The 16,682-nt window shown below is 42.9% G+C and carries 13 protein-coding genes and 1 tRNA gene; 7 read left to right on the forward strand and 7 right to left on the reverse strand.

All coding sequences use genetic code 11. The annotated features are described in order from the left end of the window. Positions 1-219 precede the first annotated feature (219 nt). Positions 220-1,461: an exo-beta-N-acetylmuramidase NamZ domain-containing protein gene (locus QM629_RS03200; RefSeq protein ID WP_415157121.1), complete on the forward strand. Its 1,242-nt coding sequence runs from the start codon at positions 220-222 to the stop codon at positions 1,459-1,461. A 196-nt stretch (positions 1,462-1,657) separates the two neighbouring features. Here QM629_RS03200 and QM629_RS03205 read toward each other — a convergent pair whose 3' ends face one another. Continuing rightward, positions 1,658-3,571 carry a lectin-like domain-containing protein gene (locus QM629_RS03205; protein WP_415157123.1) on the reverse strand — a complete coding sequence of 638 codons (1,914 nt, stop codon included), beginning with the start codon at positions 3,569-3,571 and terminating at the stop codon, positions 1,658-1,660. Between the two features lie 270 nt (positions 3,572-3,841). On the opposite strand from QM629_RS03205, the gene cmoA reads away from it, so the two are divergent. From cmoA to QM629_RS03220, 3 genes are read left to right on the forward strand one after another with little or no spacing between them, the layout of a single operon-like run. After that, positions 3,842-4,600, forward strand: a complete 759-nt coding sequence (gene cmoA / locus QM629_RS03210) for a carboxy-S-adenosyl-L-methionine synthase CmoA (protein ID WP_415157125.1) — start codon at positions 3,842-3,844, stop codon at positions 4,598-4,600. Between the two features lies 1 nt (position 4,601). Next, positions 4,602-5,327: a methyltransferase family protein gene (locus QM629_RS03215; RefSeq protein ID WP_415157127.1), complete on the forward strand. Its 726-nt coding sequence runs from the start codon at positions 4,602-4,604 to the stop codon at positions 5,325-5,327. Positions 5,328-5,367: 40 nt separating this feature from the next. Then, positions 5,368-6,567, forward strand: a complete 1,200-nt coding sequence (locus tag QM629_RS03220; protein ID WP_415157129.1) for a pyridoxal phosphate-dependent aminotransferase — start codon at positions 5,368-5,370, stop codon at positions 6,565-6,567. Between the two features lie 3 nt (positions 6,568-6,570). Here the strand turns inward: QM629_RS03220 and QM629_RS03225 are convergent, their stop codons facing one another. Beyond that, complete coding sequence (locus QM629_RS03225; RefSeq protein WP_415157131.1) at positions 6,571-9,189, reverse strand: PKD domain-containing protein; 2,619 nt, start codon at positions 9,187-9,189, stop codon at positions 6,571-6,573. A 118-nt stretch (positions 9,190-9,307) separates the two neighbouring features. Here QM629_RS03225 and QM629_RS03230 point away from each other — a divergent pair. After that, a tRNA-Met gene (locus QM629_RS03230) sits at positions 9,308-9,381 on the forward strand. A 107-nt stretch (positions 9,382-9,488) separates the two neighbouring features. Here QM629_RS03230 and QM629_RS03235 read toward each other — a convergent pair. The 4 genes from QM629_RS03235 to QM629_RS03250 form a co-directional block, all read right to left on the reverse strand. Beyond that, the gene (locus QM629_RS03235) at positions 9,489-10,418 is read right to left on the reverse strand and encodes a class I SAM-dependent methyltransferase (RefSeq protein WP_415157133.1); all 930 of its coding nucleotides are present in this window, start codon (positions 10,416-10,418) and stop codon (positions 9,489-9,491) included. 10 nt (positions 10,419-10,428) lie between these two features. Further along, positions 10,429-10,836 (reverse strand): hypothetical protein, encoded by a 408-nt coding sequence (locus tag QM629_RS03240; RefSeq protein WP_415157135.1) that lies wholly within the window; start codon positions 10,834-10,836, stop codon positions 10,429-10,431. A 111-nt stretch (positions 10,837-10,947) separates the two neighbouring features. After that, positions 10,948-12,138, reverse strand: a complete 1,191-nt coding sequence (locus tag QM629_RS03245; RefSeq protein ID WP_415157137.1) for a pyridoxal phosphate-dependent aminotransferase — start codon at positions 12,136-12,138, stop codon at positions 10,948-10,950. 161 nt (positions 12,139-12,299) lie between these two features. Beyond that, positions 12,300-12,956 carry an ABC transporter ATP-binding protein gene (locus QM629_RS03250; protein ID WP_415157139.1) on the reverse strand — a complete coding sequence of 219 codons (657 nt, stop codon included), beginning with the start codon at positions 12,954-12,956 and terminating at the stop codon, positions 12,300-12,302. A gap of 376 nt (positions 12,957-13,332) precedes the next feature. Here QM629_RS03250 and QM629_RS03255 point away from each other — a divergent pair, with 376 nt between their 5' ends. Continuing rightward, positions 13,333-13,554, forward strand: coding sequence for a DUF2795 domain-containing protein (locus tag QM629_RS03255; RefSeq protein ID WP_090660403.1), 222 nt, complete (start codon positions 13,333-13,335; stop codon positions 13,552-13,554). Between the two features lie 355 nt (positions 13,555-13,909). Then, positions 13,910-14,284 carry a hypothetical protein gene (locus QM629_RS03260; protein ID WP_415157142.1) on the forward strand — a complete coding sequence of 125 codons (375 nt, stop codon included), beginning with the start codon at positions 13,910-13,912 and terminating at the stop codon, positions 14,282-14,284. A 161-nt stretch (positions 14,285-14,445) separates the two neighbouring features. Here QM629_RS03260 and QM629_RS03265 read toward each other — a convergent pair whose 3' ends face one another. Beyond that, positions 14,446-16,581 carry an elongation factor G gene (locus tag QM629_RS03265; RefSeq protein WP_415157144.1) on the reverse strand — a complete coding sequence of 712 codons (2,136 nt, stop codon included), beginning with the start codon at positions 16,579-16,581 and terminating at the stop codon, positions 14,446-14,448. Positions 16,582-16,682 lie beyond the last annotated feature (101 nt).

Below are 16,682 nucleotides of genomic sequence, written 5' to 3' on the forward strand. Positions count from 1 at the left end.
AAATATTTTCTCCCGGGCTAAAGCCCTTTATGTGCCTGTTTTTTACTAACCCCAGGCTTAAGCCTGGGGTTATATATCTGAATCCCCTGCACAATGGGCTTTAGCCCAAGTAATCCGGACAACAATGATTGAAAAGCAATTTTGCTTTACGGTTTATTTTTGAAATGCGGCCATACTTATTTCACAAACAGTTTATTTTTCAAAACATAATTTTATTGCATGAAATTACTGCTTTGCTTTTTAGTGTTCATTTCATTTACAACAGCTTGTTTTTGCCAGGCTGATGCATCGCAACCCGCACTTGCGGGCGCTTACAGAACAAGCGTGTATTTACCTTTGCTAAAAGGTAAACGCGTTGGCGTGTTTGCCAATCAAACATCGGTTATCAATGAAACCAACCTGATTGATACATTAATTAAAAGCGGTATTAACGTAGTAAAGATATTTTCACCGGAACATGGTTTTCGCGGCAATGCCGATGCCGGCGAGCAGGTAGGCAACTCGGTTGACCCGGCCACCCATGTTCCCATTGTATCTTTATATGGCAGCAAAAGCAAGCCCGATGCCAATGATCTTAAAGACGTGGATGTGCTGGTATTTGATATACAGGATGTAGGTGCCAGGTTTTATACTTACATTAATTCCCTGCAATATTTTATGGAAGCTGCGGCTGAAAATGATAAGCCGTTACTGGTGCTCGACCGCCCGAACCCTAATGGTTTTTACGTGGACGGGCCTGTGCTTGATACCAGTTTCAGAAGCGGCATTGGCAAACAGCCCATACCTGTGGTATATGGAATGACAATGGGCGAATATGCCATGATGATCGCCGGTGAAGGCTGGTTATTTACAGACAGAGCCAATAAAAAATTTGCCTGGTATAAAAACCATGCGCAAAACTCGGCGGACACGCCTTTTCATTTTCTTGTAATTAAATGTGAGCGCTATGATCATAAAAGCCGCTATCGGTTGCCCGTAAAGCCTTCTCCCAATCTGCCGGATATGGGCGCTGTTTACTGGTATCCTTCCACCTGTTTTTTTGAAGGCACCAATCTCAGTGAAGGCAGGGGCACCGATAAGCCTTTTGAGATTTTTGGCGACCCATCCTTGCCAAAAAACCTGTATGCTTTTACACCGGTTTCAAAACCCGGCGCTACCGCCCCAAAGCATGTGAATGAAAAATGTTATGGCTGGAATGTGTGTGATAAAAAAGCGGATAACGGAAAGATAGACCTTAGCTACCTGCTGGAGGCCTATAAATTATTTCCTGATAAAGACAACTTCTTTCTCAGGCCCAAAACCGGCGATTATTTTTTTAATAAGCTGGCCGGCAATGCCATACTGATGCAGCAGATTAAAACCGGAAAAACGGAAGCTGAGATCCGCGCAAGCTGGCAGCCGGGCCTGGAAAAATTCAAACAAATAAGAAAGAAGTATTTATTGTATGAAGATTTTGAATAAGCTGCCCATCCTATAAAGAAATCTTCCAATCTTATAAAGGAAGCTGTCAATCTTATAAAGAAAGATAAACATCCTGTAAAGGAAGCTGCCAGTCTTATAAAAGAAGCTGCTCATCCTATAAAGGAAGCTGCCAATCTTATAAAGAAAGCTGTTAATCTTATAAGGAAAGATGAACATCCTATAAAGAAAGCTGCCATTAACGAATTAAAACAACAGTGCCCTGTTTTCTAAAGGCTGTGCCGGAAGCTGTTATGCCTGCCACCATCCATATATATGTGCCTGCAGCCTGCGGTATGCCATTTAAAGTGCCATCCCATGCAGCGGATGCGCTTTTTGAAGCATACATTACCTGCCCCCAGCGGTTCATCACTTTAAAATACAATATTTGTTTAATGCCCACCGGCGTCATTTTAAAAGCATCGTTCAGGCCATCGCCGTTGGGTGTAAAAGCTGAAGGAATATAGATTTCAGGGCCTTCAAAAACTTTCAGGTTAATGGCATCGCTTGTGGCGCATCCTTTAGCCGTTGTTACGGTTAAAGTGTACGTCATGTCTTCATACAAAGTGGCAATGGGGTTGGCAATATCGGGATCGCTTAACCCTGTGGAAGGAGACCATGAATAATACTCCCCGCCGCTGCCCTGCAATTGAAAAGGTTCGCCGAGCAAAATGGTGGTATCGTTGCCTGCATTGGCATTTGAGCTGTATATCTGCACCGTTTTCACAACTGTATCGGCATAACATCCATTTTCAGCCTGCGCCGCCAGCGAGGCTTCATATATCCCGCCGTTTTTATAGGTATGAAGCACAGCAGAATCGTTTGAAACAGTATTATCGCCAAAATCCCAGTACCAGTTCGCAATAACAATATCCGGCTGGAGGTTTGCTGCCGTAAATTGTATCGGGATATTATTGCAGGTATCTGTTTTGGTAAAATCTATCTCCGGGGAATAGCCCACGGTAAAAGATTTTTCGGCTGTATCTGATGGGCAGTTCTCTTCCGTATTCACAAAAAGTTTTACCGTATAATCGCCGGCATCGTAATGAACCGCCGGCGGTTGCTGCAGGTTTGAAGTGGCGCCATTGCCAAAATCCCAGTACCAGTAATTTACGGTACCGCCGCTTAAAACAGTAGCATCGGTAAAAACCACGGTATCTTTTGTGCAAACGGGGCTTACGCTCATGGTAAAATCGGCATCCGGATAAGCGCCGATGGTTATGGTTTGGGTAAATGTATCAGACAGGCACCCATCGCCGCCTTTAATGCTCAGCGTAATATTATATGTTCCGGGCTCGCTGTATGCATGCGATTGAGAAGTTTGCAGTTCTGAGGTGTCGCCATCGCCAAAATCCCAGTACCAGTTACTGATGGAGCCATACGATGTAGAGCTGTCAGTAAAAGTAAAAGATGTGCCCACACAGGTGTTATCGTATGGGGCTATAACAAATTTTGCAGCAAGCGGCGCACAAAATTTCTGAATGTTGAAATTGGTGCCGGTGCTGGCAGTAAAACCCCAATATACAATGGAGTTGTTGCTAAAAATATCCTGTATTATATCTTTCGTGAGCGAAAGCCGCAGATCGCCGTCTATGCTTACTTCTATTAAATTAGCATCGGGGTCCCAGCTTATCTCCAGCACATGCCAGTTGCAATCTTCAATATTGCCACTGTCGGCAAAAACCGGAACAGGTCCCACCAGGTTATAGTCAGAATGGTGAAAGGTATTGCCATCGGCCTGTATGGCAACATGATCGTAAGCAGGGTCATCCTGCACACCATTTTGATAGGTATCAATCGTAATGCCTATGGAAGGCGTTATTTCCTGGAACCCAAGCCCCGCCCCTACATTTCCAACGCCGGAATCGGAAGACTGTAAAACGAATGCAATACCATCCGCACCGCTGGTGTCTGCACAACCGAGGTACACCTGGAAGGAATAATCAAACGGCTGGGAAAGATCCAGTTGGTTTTTATTCCATACGGCGCCGGCTTCAAAGTAATTTTCATCAGTTAAAGTATAACAGTGGCAATCATCCTGTGTGGCAGAGCCAACAAGGATATACGGATTTTGTGCAAAAATGCCTCCATTCAACAGCAACAACAGAACCATGAATGCAGGCTTGTTTTTCAATTTTATCATACCAATCAAGACAGCGAAATTTTATTATAGGGTTGCAACGAGGCCAATGCAAATGTAATTTAAAGTTATTTATAATTAGCTTTTTAAAAAAACGTTCCGGCATGCATTCAGCCTGCCCGGTTTCAGGGCATTAAATAATTATACCGGCCGTTGAATAAACAATCGCCTGCCTGCACTAATCTTTAATGCCCATCGCTATGTATTCATGTGGTAAATACCCTTCAATTCAATACTTTTGCAATGCAGGCAAACAAGATGGCTGCCCCAATTATGAGCCAGGACCAGGTTTTTAAAGATGAAATAAAAAAAGCTTCCGATTTTAAGTTCGGGGCTATGGTTGCCAATGTTTTTGATGACATGGTGAACCGTTCAGTGCCATATTACGGTGAAATGCAGCGCATGACAGCCGAGCTGGCCGCCGATCATGCCAAAGAAGGTAGCTATGTATATGATCTTGGCTGTTCTACGGGCACTACCATGATCGGCATGAATACGCTGGTGCCGGACAGCATCGAATTTATAGGAGTGGACGATTCGGCGCAAATGCTTGAAAAATGCAATGCCAAGTTAAAAGAAGCCGGTTTTACAAGAAAATATCAGCTGGTAAATGCAGACCTGAACCAAAGCGTTGAGATAAAAAATGCGTCGGTAGTGGTGCTTTGCCTTACCCTGCAGTTTATACGGCCCATTTACAGGGAGCGGCTGGTGAAAACCATTTATGACGGGTTAAATAAAGATGGCGTTTTAATATTGATTGAAAAGATACTGGCCGAAGAAAGCAATTTTAACCGCGATTTTATAAAATATTATTACGATATGAAGCGCCGTCATAATTACAGCGAAATGGAAATTTCACAAAAACGTGAAGCGCTGGAAAATGTTTTAATTCCCTACAAATTAAGTGAAAACAACCTGCTTTTGCGGGAAAGCGGCTTTGCGCATGTGGAAGTGTTTTTTAAATGGTATAATTTTGCCGGCCTTATTGCAGTAAAAAAATGATATGGTACAAATAGGCAATTTCTTTTTTAAATATCGCAACTGGCTCTTTATAATTTTTTACGCTTTATTATTTGTTCCAAACGTTCCCCAGCTCTTTACTGAAAAAAAATTTGGAAAAAACTATTATTGGTATCCTATAGCTATTGGCCTTGTAATTACTGTTCTGGGCCAGGCAATACGCGGCGCCACCATTGGGCTTGCCTATATTATACGTGGCGGAAAGAATAAAAAAGTATATGCGGAAGACCTCGTTACAACCGGCATTTTCGCCCATTGCCGCAATCCGCTGTACGTGGGTAATATCTTAATGCTGGCAGGCGTGGGCATTCTTTCCAATTCATTATTATACGTTGTAATAATGATCCCTTTTTTCCTTTTCATTTACCAGGCTATTGTGCTGGCCGAAGAAAATTTTCTTCGTAATAAATTCGGCGGGCAATTCAATAATTATTGTGCCAGGGTAAACCGCTGGGTTCCCAGCATAAAAGGCATAGGCAAAACGTTTTCCGGCATGCGTTTTAACTGGAAGCGATATATTGCCAAAGAGCATACAACAACATTTATATGGCTTGTTGGCATTGTTTTGCTGTTGCTGTTTTATTATCCTCAGCTCACAAATTACGATAGCCGGCTGCGCAATACGCTGCTTGCCATCATACTGGCGGCGCTGCTGGTTGTTTACCTCTTTACCAGGGTATTAAAAAAATCAGGTAAGCTGAACGGATAAATTTTATTGCCTTGTCAGTTTTGATTTTTAGGTTTGTGGTATGTCTAAGCTCACCATTAGCAAACGTGGCTTTCAAATGCCGCCATCTCCTATACGCAAGCTTGTTCCTTTTGCAGAGGCATCGAAGAAAAAAGGCATCAAGGTGTATCATCTCAATATTGGCCAGCCTGATATTGAAACGCCCCGGTATGTGCTGGATGCAGTGCGGCATTCAGATTTTAAGATACTGGAATACAGCCACAGCGCAGGCAATGAAAGCTACCGCCGCAAACTGGTGGCTTATTATAAAAAGAATGGCATTACCATCAATCATAATGAAATAATAATCACCACCGGTGGCAGCGAAGCCATTTTGTTTGGTTTCATGGCCTGCCTTGACGCCGGCGATGAGGTAATTATTCCCGAGCCGTATTATGCTAACTATAATGGCTTTGCCGTTTCAGCGGGCATAAATGTGGTACCGATTACTTCCCATATAGAAAACGGGTTTGCCCTGCCGCCCATAGAAGATTTTGAAAAAGTTATTACAGGCCGGACAAAAGCAATTGTTGTTTGCAACCCCAATAATCCTACCGGCTATTTGTACAGCAAAGATGAATTGGAAGTGCTGAAGCAAATCGTTTTAAAGCACCACCTGTATTTATTTGCAGATGAAGCTTACCGTGAGTTTTGCTATGAAGATAAACACTTCAGCGCCATGCAGCTTACAGGCTGCGATGATAATATTGTGCTGATGGATACCATCAGCAAACGTTACAGTTGCTGCGGCGCCAGGATAGGCGCATTGATCACCCGCAACAAAGAACTATATAACACGGTTATGAAGTTTGCCCAGGCCAGGCTTAGCCCTCCGGGTTTTGGGCAAATAGCCGGCGAAGCCGCCATAGACCTGCCTGATAATTATTTTGATGTAACAAAAGCAGCATATAAGGCCAGAAGGGATTTGATTGTAAAAAGATTAAATGCCATGCCCGGCGTATATTGTCCCAATCCCGGCGGCGCTTTCTATGCAATGGCAAAGCTGCCTATTGATGATTCAGATAAATTCTGCCAGTGGCTACTGGAAGAATTCAGCTATTGTAATCAAACTGTAATGCTGGCGCCGGCCACCGGCTTTTATGGCTCTGCTGACTACGGAAAAGATGAAGTAAGGATTGCTTATGTTTTAAACCTTGATTCGTTAAATGCTGCTATGGATTGCCTGGAAAAAGCCCTTGCCGCATACCCGGGCGCAAAATAAGGTTCAGGGCAACAGGGTTACCGTGCCTTTTACATTAATAATGCTTCCATCCACACAGATCAGCTGCATCATATATACATACGTGCCAAAGGTTTGTTTAAGGCTCCTGGACTTTCCATTCCAGCCCAGTGTGGCAGTATTTGAAAGGAAATTGTTTTTTTCAAATACCTTCTCTCCCCACCTGTTAAATACAGTCATATATTTTACCGTTATAGGTATTTTGGCATTGGGATAAAAATAATCGTTCAAACCATCATTATTCGGCGTAAAAGCATTGGGTATATACACAAAATTATCTGTACACACAGGTATCATCTTAACCGAATCTGTGCTGCTGCAGCCAGCTGCATTATACACCGTTAAAAAATACGTTACAGGGCTGCCCATGGTGGCAACAGGAGCCGGGCAATTATAACAGGAAAGCCCGGTTTGGGGCGTCCATTGCCAATCCACCACATCGGCGCTTGAGGTTGATTGCAATGTTTGTGTTGAACCCACGGGAAGCGTTACTTCTGTATCGGCAATATCCACAGAAGGACGTGCATTAACCGTAATATTTATGGTGGCGGTATCGAAAAAACAATGATTACTGTCGCTGCCTGCCACTGAATACGAAGTGGTGGCAGCAGGCGAAGCAACAGGATTGGCAATGGCAGCGCTGCTTAACCCCGTGGAGGGAAACCATGAATAATTCTCCGTGCCGCTTGCATTTAACTGCAGCGAATCCTGTGCACAGATAGCCGTATCGCCCGGCTGAATGCTCACCTGTTCTTTTTGCTGAACGGCTATAAGCAGCGTGTCGGAAGCGGCGCATCCTTCTGATGTTGTTCCTGTAACATAATAATTTGCCGTGGTATCAGGGATCACTGTTGGTGAAACCGTGCAGGAGTCGCAAATGCTGGCCCCATCTGTTTTCCAGGTGTATGTGGAAGCGCCGCCTGCCGTTAAAACAACGCTTTGCCCAGCACATACCAACGTATCATTTCCACCAGTTATCGTTGGAGTAGTATAAACCTGTACCTGCTGCGTTTTGGAACTTGTACAGCCATTCTCATCTGTAACCGTAAGCTTTACATTGTAAAGAAGGGGAAAATCGAAATAATTAATAGCCGGGGCCTGAACCGATGAGGTTCTTCCATCGCCAAAACTCCAAAACCATTGCTGTATTGACGAACCGCCGGCAACAGACAGATCCAAGAAACTCATTGCAATTTCGGTGCAGGCAGTATCCGCCCATGAAAAACCGGCCGTGGGGCCCACAATTTGTATTGAATCCAGGGTAATCGTATCAATGCAATTATAGATATTCCTGAAAAAAGCCGTTGGCCTGAAATATCCTACCGTATCATAAGTATGGTTAACGGTATCATTCGTTGATTTGTACGCTGTGGAAACGCCGTCGCCATAATCCCACCGGAAATCTTTAGCCAGGTCAGTATTGTATTGCGAAACCGCGAATTGAACGGAAGTGCCATGGCAATAAGGCGGTGTGCTTACCACGTTGGCTACCGGTTTAACCGTGGAAACAAAAACGTAATCGCTCGTGGTATCATAACATATTCCATCATCTACCCTTAATTTCACATTATATGCGCCTTCCGCGGCATACACATGTGTTGAAGACCTGTCAGTAGCAGTTTCGCCATCTCCAAATGACCATTGGTAAGCAGTGCCAGGATAAGCTACGGCTGAAAAGCCAAATTTGAAAGGGTCAGAACAATCCGGATTGACAAATATTCTGCCGGCGGGTGCTTTAACGTGTATATAATTATTCTTTGTAAGCGTATCCCGGCACCCGTTATTGTTAACGATCAGCCTTACAGAAAACCAGCCGGAATCCTCATAGTGATGCAAAGGCGATTCTTCGGTGCTTGTAGAGCTATCTCCAAAAGACCACGACCATGACTTGACATTAGAAGAAGATTTATTGGTAAATTGTCTTAGTTCGGCTGCGCAGCCGTCAAGGGGTGTGGCCGTAAACGCGGCAGTGGGGCTCGTTCCCACATGAATTGATTCCTCCTGTTCAGCCTGGCTTGCGCAGCCATCCGTAGTTTCAATCGTAAGCGAAATATAGTACGTTTTTGTGCCTGTAAAAATGTGGGAAGGGTTTTGCTCGGACGATGTTGTTCCATCTCCAAAATCCCAGGTACGGCTTTTAACCGTTACGCCTGTAAGGCTCGTATTGTCTGTAAATGCCACATTCAGTGGCGAACAGCCGGTACTAACGTCACTTGAAAAAGTTGCCTGCGGCGTGCGGAATACCTTGATGTAAGCGGTTTTTTCTTCATAATCTTCTTCCTGGTCATTTCTTACAATAAGCCTTACCGTAAAGCTGCCGCTTGCTGTATAAGTAATTGTAGGGTTTCTTTCGGCCGAAGTTTGCCCGTCGCCGAAGTCCCAAAACCAGCTTGTGGGCGAACCGGTGCTTTCATCTTTAAAACTTACTGCCAAGTTAGAGCAACCACTGGTAACCGAAGCCGAAAATGCTGCAGTTAACTGTGCATTACCTTTAAAACCCAGTAAAACACCCCATAGTAAGCTAAACGCAAAATTCAGATAGTTGCTCCTGATAAAATTAGTTTTTAATGGTTTCCTGATCCCTGCAAAAATCCTGCAATTCAACCAACAACAAAATAAAAATCAAAAAAACTAATGTATAAAACGCAAAACGGTTTTTTTTAGTACTTGTGTTTTTATTTTAGCTGATAAGAATTACTTTTGCGCTCCTAAATAAAATAAAGGCGGGATAGCTCAGGTGGTTAGAGCGTCGGATTCATAACCCGGAGGTCTCGGGTTCAATTCCCGATCCCGCTACTAAAAAAGGAATCTTCAAGAAAAAATTGAGAATTCCTTTTTTATTTGATAGATGCCCTTCTTCGGAGCTTTCGCGTAAAGAGTTTTAAAAACTCCGCCAACAGGCTTTATGTACTAATCTTATAACAATACCTTTTCAGCTTGCCTTCAAAATCAAACGGTGTTGTAGCCTTTGTTATGTCTTTTACAGCGGAAGCTTTTATTTCAGGTTTATTCAATATAAACTTTGAGTAATTGGTGCTGAAATAAATAATACCATTTGATGATAAGGCGTGCAACGCATCATTAATAACAGGAACATGGTCGCGCTGCACATCAAAAAAATCTTTCATGCGCTTGCTGTTGCTGAACGTTGGAGGATCAACTACGATAATATCAAAACTGCCAGGTGGAAGCGTTTTTAAATACTGCAATGCATCAGCATGAATAAAATGATACCGGTTAAAATCTTTAAACCCGTTAATAATAAAATTATCTTTTGCCCATTCCAGATAGGTTTTGGAAAGATCAACGGATGTTACATTCAGCGCGTTACCGCCTGCCGCATACACAGAAAATGAACCTGTATAACAAAAAAGATTAAGCACTCTTTTACCACCCGCTTCCTTTCGCACCATTTCCCTTGTAATACGATGGTCAGGGAATAAGCCTGTATCAAGATAATCTGTAAGGTTTACCAAAAACTTTAAACCGTTTTCTTCCACTTTAAAAAATGCCCGGGCGCTGTTTTGCTTTTCGTATTGTTGCTTTTCGCGATGGCTCTGGCGTTTGCGCTCCCGGCTGTAAATGTTTTCAACCGGCAGTTGCAATACATCACTAATTATTTCAAACGATTGCTGCAGCCAGCCTTCATGTTCTTCTTCATTCATAGCATGCCTGCGGCGGTATTCGGCCACATAAATTTTGTCAGCATACAATTCTATGGCAAAAGGAAATTCAGGAAGGTCGTGATCGTAAACGCGGTAGCAGCTAATATTTAACCGCTTTGCCTGTTTGCTTTTGTGTTTATACACTTTAAGCAAACGGTTTTGGAACATTACAAATTTTTCATTTTGCAAGTGCATGGTTAAACTGCTGCATGAATAAAACGATGAACAAAGCTACGCCAACGGTAGTTATTAGCCAGCTAAGAAAATATTTGTTGGTATAGGTTGATGGAACGCCGTTATCTGTCATCCTTTTTCTTGTGAATAAATACACAATAATGCGCTGTGCGATTAGCGCAACAAAAAATGAAGCTGTAATAGTTGTTGCATTATCCGGAAACTTGCTGATGAGCAGGTAAAAGGCAACAATCAGTAAAATAGTAATAACCATGCTTACCTGCGAAAGCTGCATAATGTTTTTTGACAGCACTTTGCCTTTGTCTTCATCTGCCAGCGTTCTGAATGCATTTAACTGTATAAAGCGCGATGCGAAGACGGAAATGATGAGGATGAAGAAGGAGTAATCCATTGGGTAATTTTAATCCTGCAAAAAAAATCGCACAGAGCTAAGGAATTAACAGAGAAATTTTATATCAATACTCCAATCTCTGCTTACTCTGTTGTCTCTGTGCGAAAAAAACTATTTCAGTTTAGCCAGCGCATCTTTAATTCTTGCCCAGCCTTTTTCAATATTGCCCATGCTGTTGGCAAAGGAAAAACGAACACAGTTGGGGTCGCCGAATGCATCGCCCATTACGCTGGAAACATGCGCTGTATTCAGCAAATACATACAAAGATCGTTGGCATTGGTAATGGTTGTTTCACCATCGCTCTTGCCATAGTAAGCACTAACATCGGGAAAGATATAAAAGGCGCCCTGCGGCTCAAAACATTTAATGCCCGGAATTTCTTTAACCAGTTCCAATACTTTTTTGCGGCGGGCTGTAAATTGCTCCACCATCTCCAGGCTTGGCTTAAGATCGGCGGTAAGCGCAACGATGGCAGCGCGCTGTGTGACAGAATTGGCGCCGCTGGTAAACTGGCCCTGTATTTTTTCTATTGCCTTTGCAATATCAGGATGTGCAGCAATGAAGCCAAGTCGCCAGCCTGTCATAGCAAAACCTTTACTTAAGCCGTTAACAATAATTACCTGGTCTTTAATAGTATCGAACTGCGCAATGCTTTCATTTTTGCCAACGAAATTGATGTATTCATAAATTTCATCAGAGATAATGGCAATGTCCGGATGCTTTGCAAATACATCGGCCAAACCTTTCAACTCTTCTTTTGAATAAACAGCGCCTGATGGATTGCAGGGTGACGAAAATAAAAATGCTTTTGTTTTTGCCGTAATAGCAGCTTCCAACTGCGCAGGGGAGATTTTAAAATCTTCTTCAGGTCTGGTGCGGATTTCCACCACTTTGCCGCCGGCAATTTTTACCAGTTCAGAATAAGTAACCCAGTAAGGTGTTGGAATAATTACTTCTTCATCTTTATCAACCAATGCCAAAATAGTATTGGCAAGGCTTTGCTTGGCACCGGTGGAAACAACAATATTCTCCGGCTTATAACCGAGGTTGTTATCACGCCTGAATTTTGTACATACGGCTTCACGTACATCAAGATAACCGGCAACAGGCGTATAGTGGCTATAGTTATCTTCAATAGCCTTTATGGCAGCCTGCTTTATATGTTCAGGTGTATCAAAATCCGGTTCACCTAAGCTAAGGTCTATTACATCAATTCCTTTAGCCCTTAATTCGCGGCCGAGCTTAGCCATTTTCAACGTTTCCGGCTCATTGAACCGTTGCAGGAGAGAAGATAGTTGCATTGCTTTTTTATTTTGGGATGCAAATATAAATGTTCACTGGGTTACGGGTTCACTTGTTCACAAGTTGTTTAATGTTTAAAGTTTAATGTTGGATTGCTGCGAATGCAGTTAACCCGTGAACATTTGAACTTGTGAACGCTTGAACTTTAAACATTAAACATTCAGCTTTCAACAATAACCCCATCCTTCATGTGCAAGATACGGTCGCTCATCTGCGCCATCTCTTCATTGTGGGTTACGATGAGAAATGTTTGTTTAAACTGGTTGCGTAATTGAACAAATAATTCATGCAGTTCTTTGGCATGAACGGAATCGAGGTTGCCCGTAGGCTCATCGGCGAAAACAATATCGGGTTTATTAATGAGCGCCCTTGCTACAGCAACACGCTGCTGTTCGCCACCGCTGAGCTGGCTGGGCTTGTTATCAATCCTGTCTTTTAAGCCTAATGTTTCCAGCAACTGTATGGCTTGCTGTGCTGCTTGTTTTTTGCTGTTGCCGGCAACCCACGAAGGGATGCAAACATTTTCCAGAGCTGTAAATTCAGGCAGCAAATGGTGAAACTGGAATACAAAGCCGATATGATGATTACGGAAATCTGCCAGTCTTTTACCCTTTAAACTGTGCACAGGAACACTATTTATAAATATCCCGCCGGCATCGGGCACATCCAGCGTGCCAAGTATGTGCAGCAAAGTACTTTTGCCGGCGCCGGAAGAACCCACAATACTCACTATTTCCCCATTGTTTATGCTGATGTCAACGCCTTTTAAAACTTCTACCTGGCCGTAATTTTTTTTGATATTTTTTGCTGCAAGCATAAGCCCCTACCGCCTCCATCCCCGCCGCGGCGGGGTGTTTAATTAGCCGTTTTGAATTTACGAACGTAGGATTTTGGTGAATTCCGTATTTGATAAAGCAGCTTGCAAAGAGAGCTTATAGCTGCCATTTATTTCTCAGTACAAGGGAGTGATCCCGCATCAGGTGCGGGACAGGCCCCACCGTGATGAGTTAAGTTCCTCCTGCTCATTACCAAAATCAAATTCAAAACAATCCGTTTAATAATGCATCAAAGATGAGGCAAATACAGGCAACTGCACAAATTATTAAGGTTTGGAAAACTATAACAGCCTGGAAAAAAAACTGCATTTGGTAATTTCATTACAACACTTACATTTGCGCAAAATTTGAAAGGCAATGTTTTGGACTTTAGAATTAGCCAGTTACCTGGAAGATGCGCCCTGGCCTGCAACAAAAGATGAGTTGATTGACTATGCTATACGCTCCGGCGCGCCGATTGAAGTGGTTGAAAACCTGCAGGAACTGGAAGATGAAGGCGAAGTGTATGAAAGCATTGAGGATATATGGCCGGATTATCCAAGCCAGGAAGACTTTTTGTTTAATGAGGATGAATATTGATTTTGTTTGAAATATTTTAAAATAACAGCCCCTGCAATTTTGCAGGGGCTGTTATTTTAAAAGCGTTTACCTGTTATTATTTTATGAATTTTATGAGCTGTAACTGCTATCTGCCGGTTCATATCTTATAATAAATACCGGCAGCCGGTTCTGCGATGTTGATTTTTAACTGGTTTGCATTATTGCCTTTGTTCTACATAATGTTTTATCCTTACACCAAATTTTCCTTTGCTCTCCGGCTGGCAGCAAATTCCGGCAAAAAAACCTGTTTCACCGCTCTTAACTTTTATTTGCTGCCTGTGGATTTAAATTTGTTTACTGAAACAAGTCTTTATTTAAACTCAAATAATACATTATGAAGAAAAGTTTATTATTAGCATTCGTAATTAGTTTGGGAAGCATGAGCAGTTTTTCGCAACAGCCTGCCAACTCCCAGAAGGCACAAAAAATTGATAAAGCATCAAATAACAAAGATGAGCTTTATACTAAATTGAATCTTACTGCCGGTCAGAAAACCAAGGTTGAAGCTGAATATGCGTCGCTAAAAACGAAAAAGCAGGCGCTTGAAAATGACAAAAGCCTAACAAAAGCGCAAAAGGCCAGCAAATTGAAAACATACCAGGCTGAAGGGGAAAAAAATATAGCGGCAATACTCACCGCTGAACAGAAGAAAAAAGTGAGCAGTTTTTCAAAAACGCAAAAGCAAAAATTCTATGGGCATGATGAATAATCATGCCTTGTGTAATGGAATAAGCCGCTTCAGCATTATGGGCGGCTTATTCCATTTTTAATGATGCTGGTTTTTTAACTGTTGTTGCCCGCAAAAACAGAAAGATTGAAATCATTATTATCAATCAGCGCATCGCCTTTTATTAGATGCCTGTATTATTCTTACACTACTTCTTCCTTCGCGCTCCGGCTATATTCATCCATCAGTTTATGCTGCAGGTCGTAAGGCACCGGTGCATATTCAGCAAAGCTGCTCCTGAACTTTGCCCGGCCCTGTGTTAATGACCGAAGCGAAGACGAGTAGCCATCCATTTCTGCCAGCGGCACTTTGGCTGTTATTTTTTGAAAATTCCTTTCTGCATCTATGCCCTCCACAATGGCGCGGCGTGTTTGCAGGTCGCCCATAACAGCGCCGGTGAGATCATCAGGGCAAAGCACTTCTACTTTATAAACAGGTTCAAGTATCTGCGGGTCGGCATCTTTAAACGCCTGCCTGAAAGCCTGCAAACCTGCTATCTTAAAGGAAATATCATTACTGTCAACCGGGTGCATTTTCCCATCATATACGCATACACGAATGTCCCTTGCATACGAACCGGTAAGCGGGCCATTATGCATTTTTTCCATCACACCTTTTAATATAGATGGCAGGAAACGGGCATCTATCGCGCCGCCAACAATGCAGTTATAAAAAACAAGCTTGCCGCCCCAGTCAAGATCATACGTATCGCGGCCCCGCACATTTAAACCATGCGGTTCAGGTATGCCTTCATACCAGGGCTCAATGCGCATAAACACTTCACCAAACTGCCCGGCGCCGCCACTTTGTTTTTTATGGCGATAATTAGCATCTGCTTCTCTGCGTATAGTTTCACGATAGGGGATGCGCGGCTTTTCAAACCTTATTTCTATTTTAAAATTGTGCTCGATCTTCCATTTGGCTACGGCCAGGTGCATATCACCCTGTGCATGAATCAACATCTGTTTCACCTCAGGCGAAAACTCAACGATCAGGGTTGGATCTTCTTCCTTTAACTGATGCAATGCCTGCGATAATTTTTCTTCTTCGCCTTTTTTGGTTGATTCAACGGCAACTGTAATATTGGGTGGCGGAAATTCAATTGGTTTTAATTCATAACTTTTACCTTTTGCATGCAGGGTGTTGTTTACATGGGTATTCTTTAGCTTAAGTGTTGCACCAATATCACCGGCGCAAAGCTCATTCACGTTCATGCGCTTGCTGCCTTCTACCAAAAACAACTGGTTTATTTTTTCAATAGCGCCTGTACTTTCATTCTCCAGTTCCATCCCGCTTTTAATACAACCGGAATACACTTTAAAAAAGGATAGTTCGCCCACATGCGGCTCGCTTACGGTTTTATAAATAAACATGCATGCAGGGCCTTTTTCATCGCAGGGAACATCTTCGCCCTTAATGGTTTTCTGCGGCGGCATTTCATTGGCGCTGGGGCAAACGTTATCAATAAAACCCATCAGCCTGCCACTGCCCATATTACGTTCTGCACTTAAACAAAACAATGGAAATATATCATGATTAATCATTGCTTTTTTTAGACCAACTTTCATTTCATCTTCATCGAGCTCGCCTTTATCAAAATATTTTTCCATCAAAGTTTCATCGTTGCTGGCAACAGCTTCCACCAGTTCACGGTGCAGTGCATCAGCCTTTGCTTTTTCATCATCAGGGATAGGTAGTTTTTCAGGTTTGCCGCCGGCATCTTTAAACTTATACATCGTCATGCGCAGCACATCAATTATTTCATGAAAGCCTGCGCCCTGCTGCCGCGGATATTGTACTGCCTGCACCTTGCCGCCGAAATGATTTTTTGCTTCGGCAACCGTGCGGTCAAAATCTGCATCATCGTCGTCTAATTTGTTTACGGCAAAAATCATCGGGGTTTTAAACTGTTCGGTATATTCCCAAATAATGTCTGTTGAAACTTCAACGCCATTCACAGCATTTAACAACATAACGCCTGTATCAGCCACACGCAATGCAGCTATTACTTCACCAACAAAATCATCATAACCCGGCGTATCTGTAATATTTATTTTATAACCGCGCCATTTGGTGTGCAGGAGTTTACTAAAAATAGAATTGCCGCGTTCCTGTTCCAGTTCGTGGTAATCGCTTACCGTATTTTTTTCTGCAACAGTGCCGCGGCGGTTTATTAATCCGGCTTCATATAGCATGCACTCCGCTAAGGTAGTCTTGCCGGCGCCGGCATGGCCGAGCAAGACAATTGATTTAACGTGTGCAGTATCAAATTCTGGCATAGCATATATTTTATCATCAGTAGAAAACCATTTGAACGCTGCATGCTATCAGCAGGCAATAGCCCTGCCGCATTCAAATGGTAATTAAAAAGAAAGCGTTT

It is taken from the genome of Parafilimonas sp., from assembly GCF_047606085.1.
Lineage (GTDB): Bacteria > Bacteroidota > Bacteroidia > Chitinophagales > Chitinophagaceae > Parafilimonas.

Bases quoted from the DNA above. Each gene is read 5' to 3' on its own strand.
- QM629_RS03200 (WP_415157121.1), top strand. From the start codon at position 220: ATGAAATTACTGCTTTGCTTTTTAGTGTTCATTTCATTTACAACAGCT.
- QM629_RS03205 (WP_415157123.1), bottom strand. From the start codon at position 3,571: ATGGTTCTGTTGTTGCTGTTGAATGGAGGCATTTTTGCACAAAATCCG.
- cmoA (WP_415157125.1), top strand. From the start codon at position 3,842: ATGCAGGCAAACAAGATGGCTGCCCCAATTATGAGCCAGGACCAGGTT.
- QM629_RS03215 (WP_415157127.1), top strand. From the start codon at position 4,602: ATGGTACAAATAGGCAATTTCTTTTTTAAATATCGCAACTGGCTCTTT.
- QM629_RS03220 (WP_415157129.1), top strand. From the start codon at position 5,368: ATGTCTAAGCTCACCATTAGCAAACGTGGCTTTCAAATGCCGCCATCT.
- QM629_RS03235 (WP_415157133.1), bottom strand. From the start codon at position 10,418: ATGTTCCAAAACCGTTTGCTTAAAGTGTATAAACACAAAAGCAAACAG.
- QM629_RS03240 (WP_415157135.1), bottom strand. From the start codon at position 10,836: ATGGATTACTCCTTCTTCATCCTCATCATTTCCGTCTTCGCATCGCGC.
- QM629_RS03245 (WP_415157137.1), bottom strand. From the start codon at position 12,138: ATGCAACTATCTTCTCTCCTGCAACGGTTCAATGAGCCGGAAACGTTG.
- QM629_RS03250 (WP_415157139.1), bottom strand. From the start codon at position 12,956: ATGCTTGCAGCAAAAAATATCAAAAAAAATTACGGCCAGGTAGAAGTT.
- QM629_RS03255 (WP_090660403.1), top strand. From the start codon at position 13,333: ATGTTTTGGACTTTAGAATTAGCCAGTTACCTGGAAGATGCGCCCTGG.
- QM629_RS03260 (WP_415157142.1), top strand. From the start codon at position 13,910: ATGAAGAAAAGTTTATTATTAGCATTCGTAATTAGTTTGGGAAGCATG.
- QM629_RS03265 (WP_415157144.1), bottom strand. From the start codon at position 16,581: ATGCCAGAATTTGATACTGCACACGTTAAATCAATTGTCTTGCTCGGC.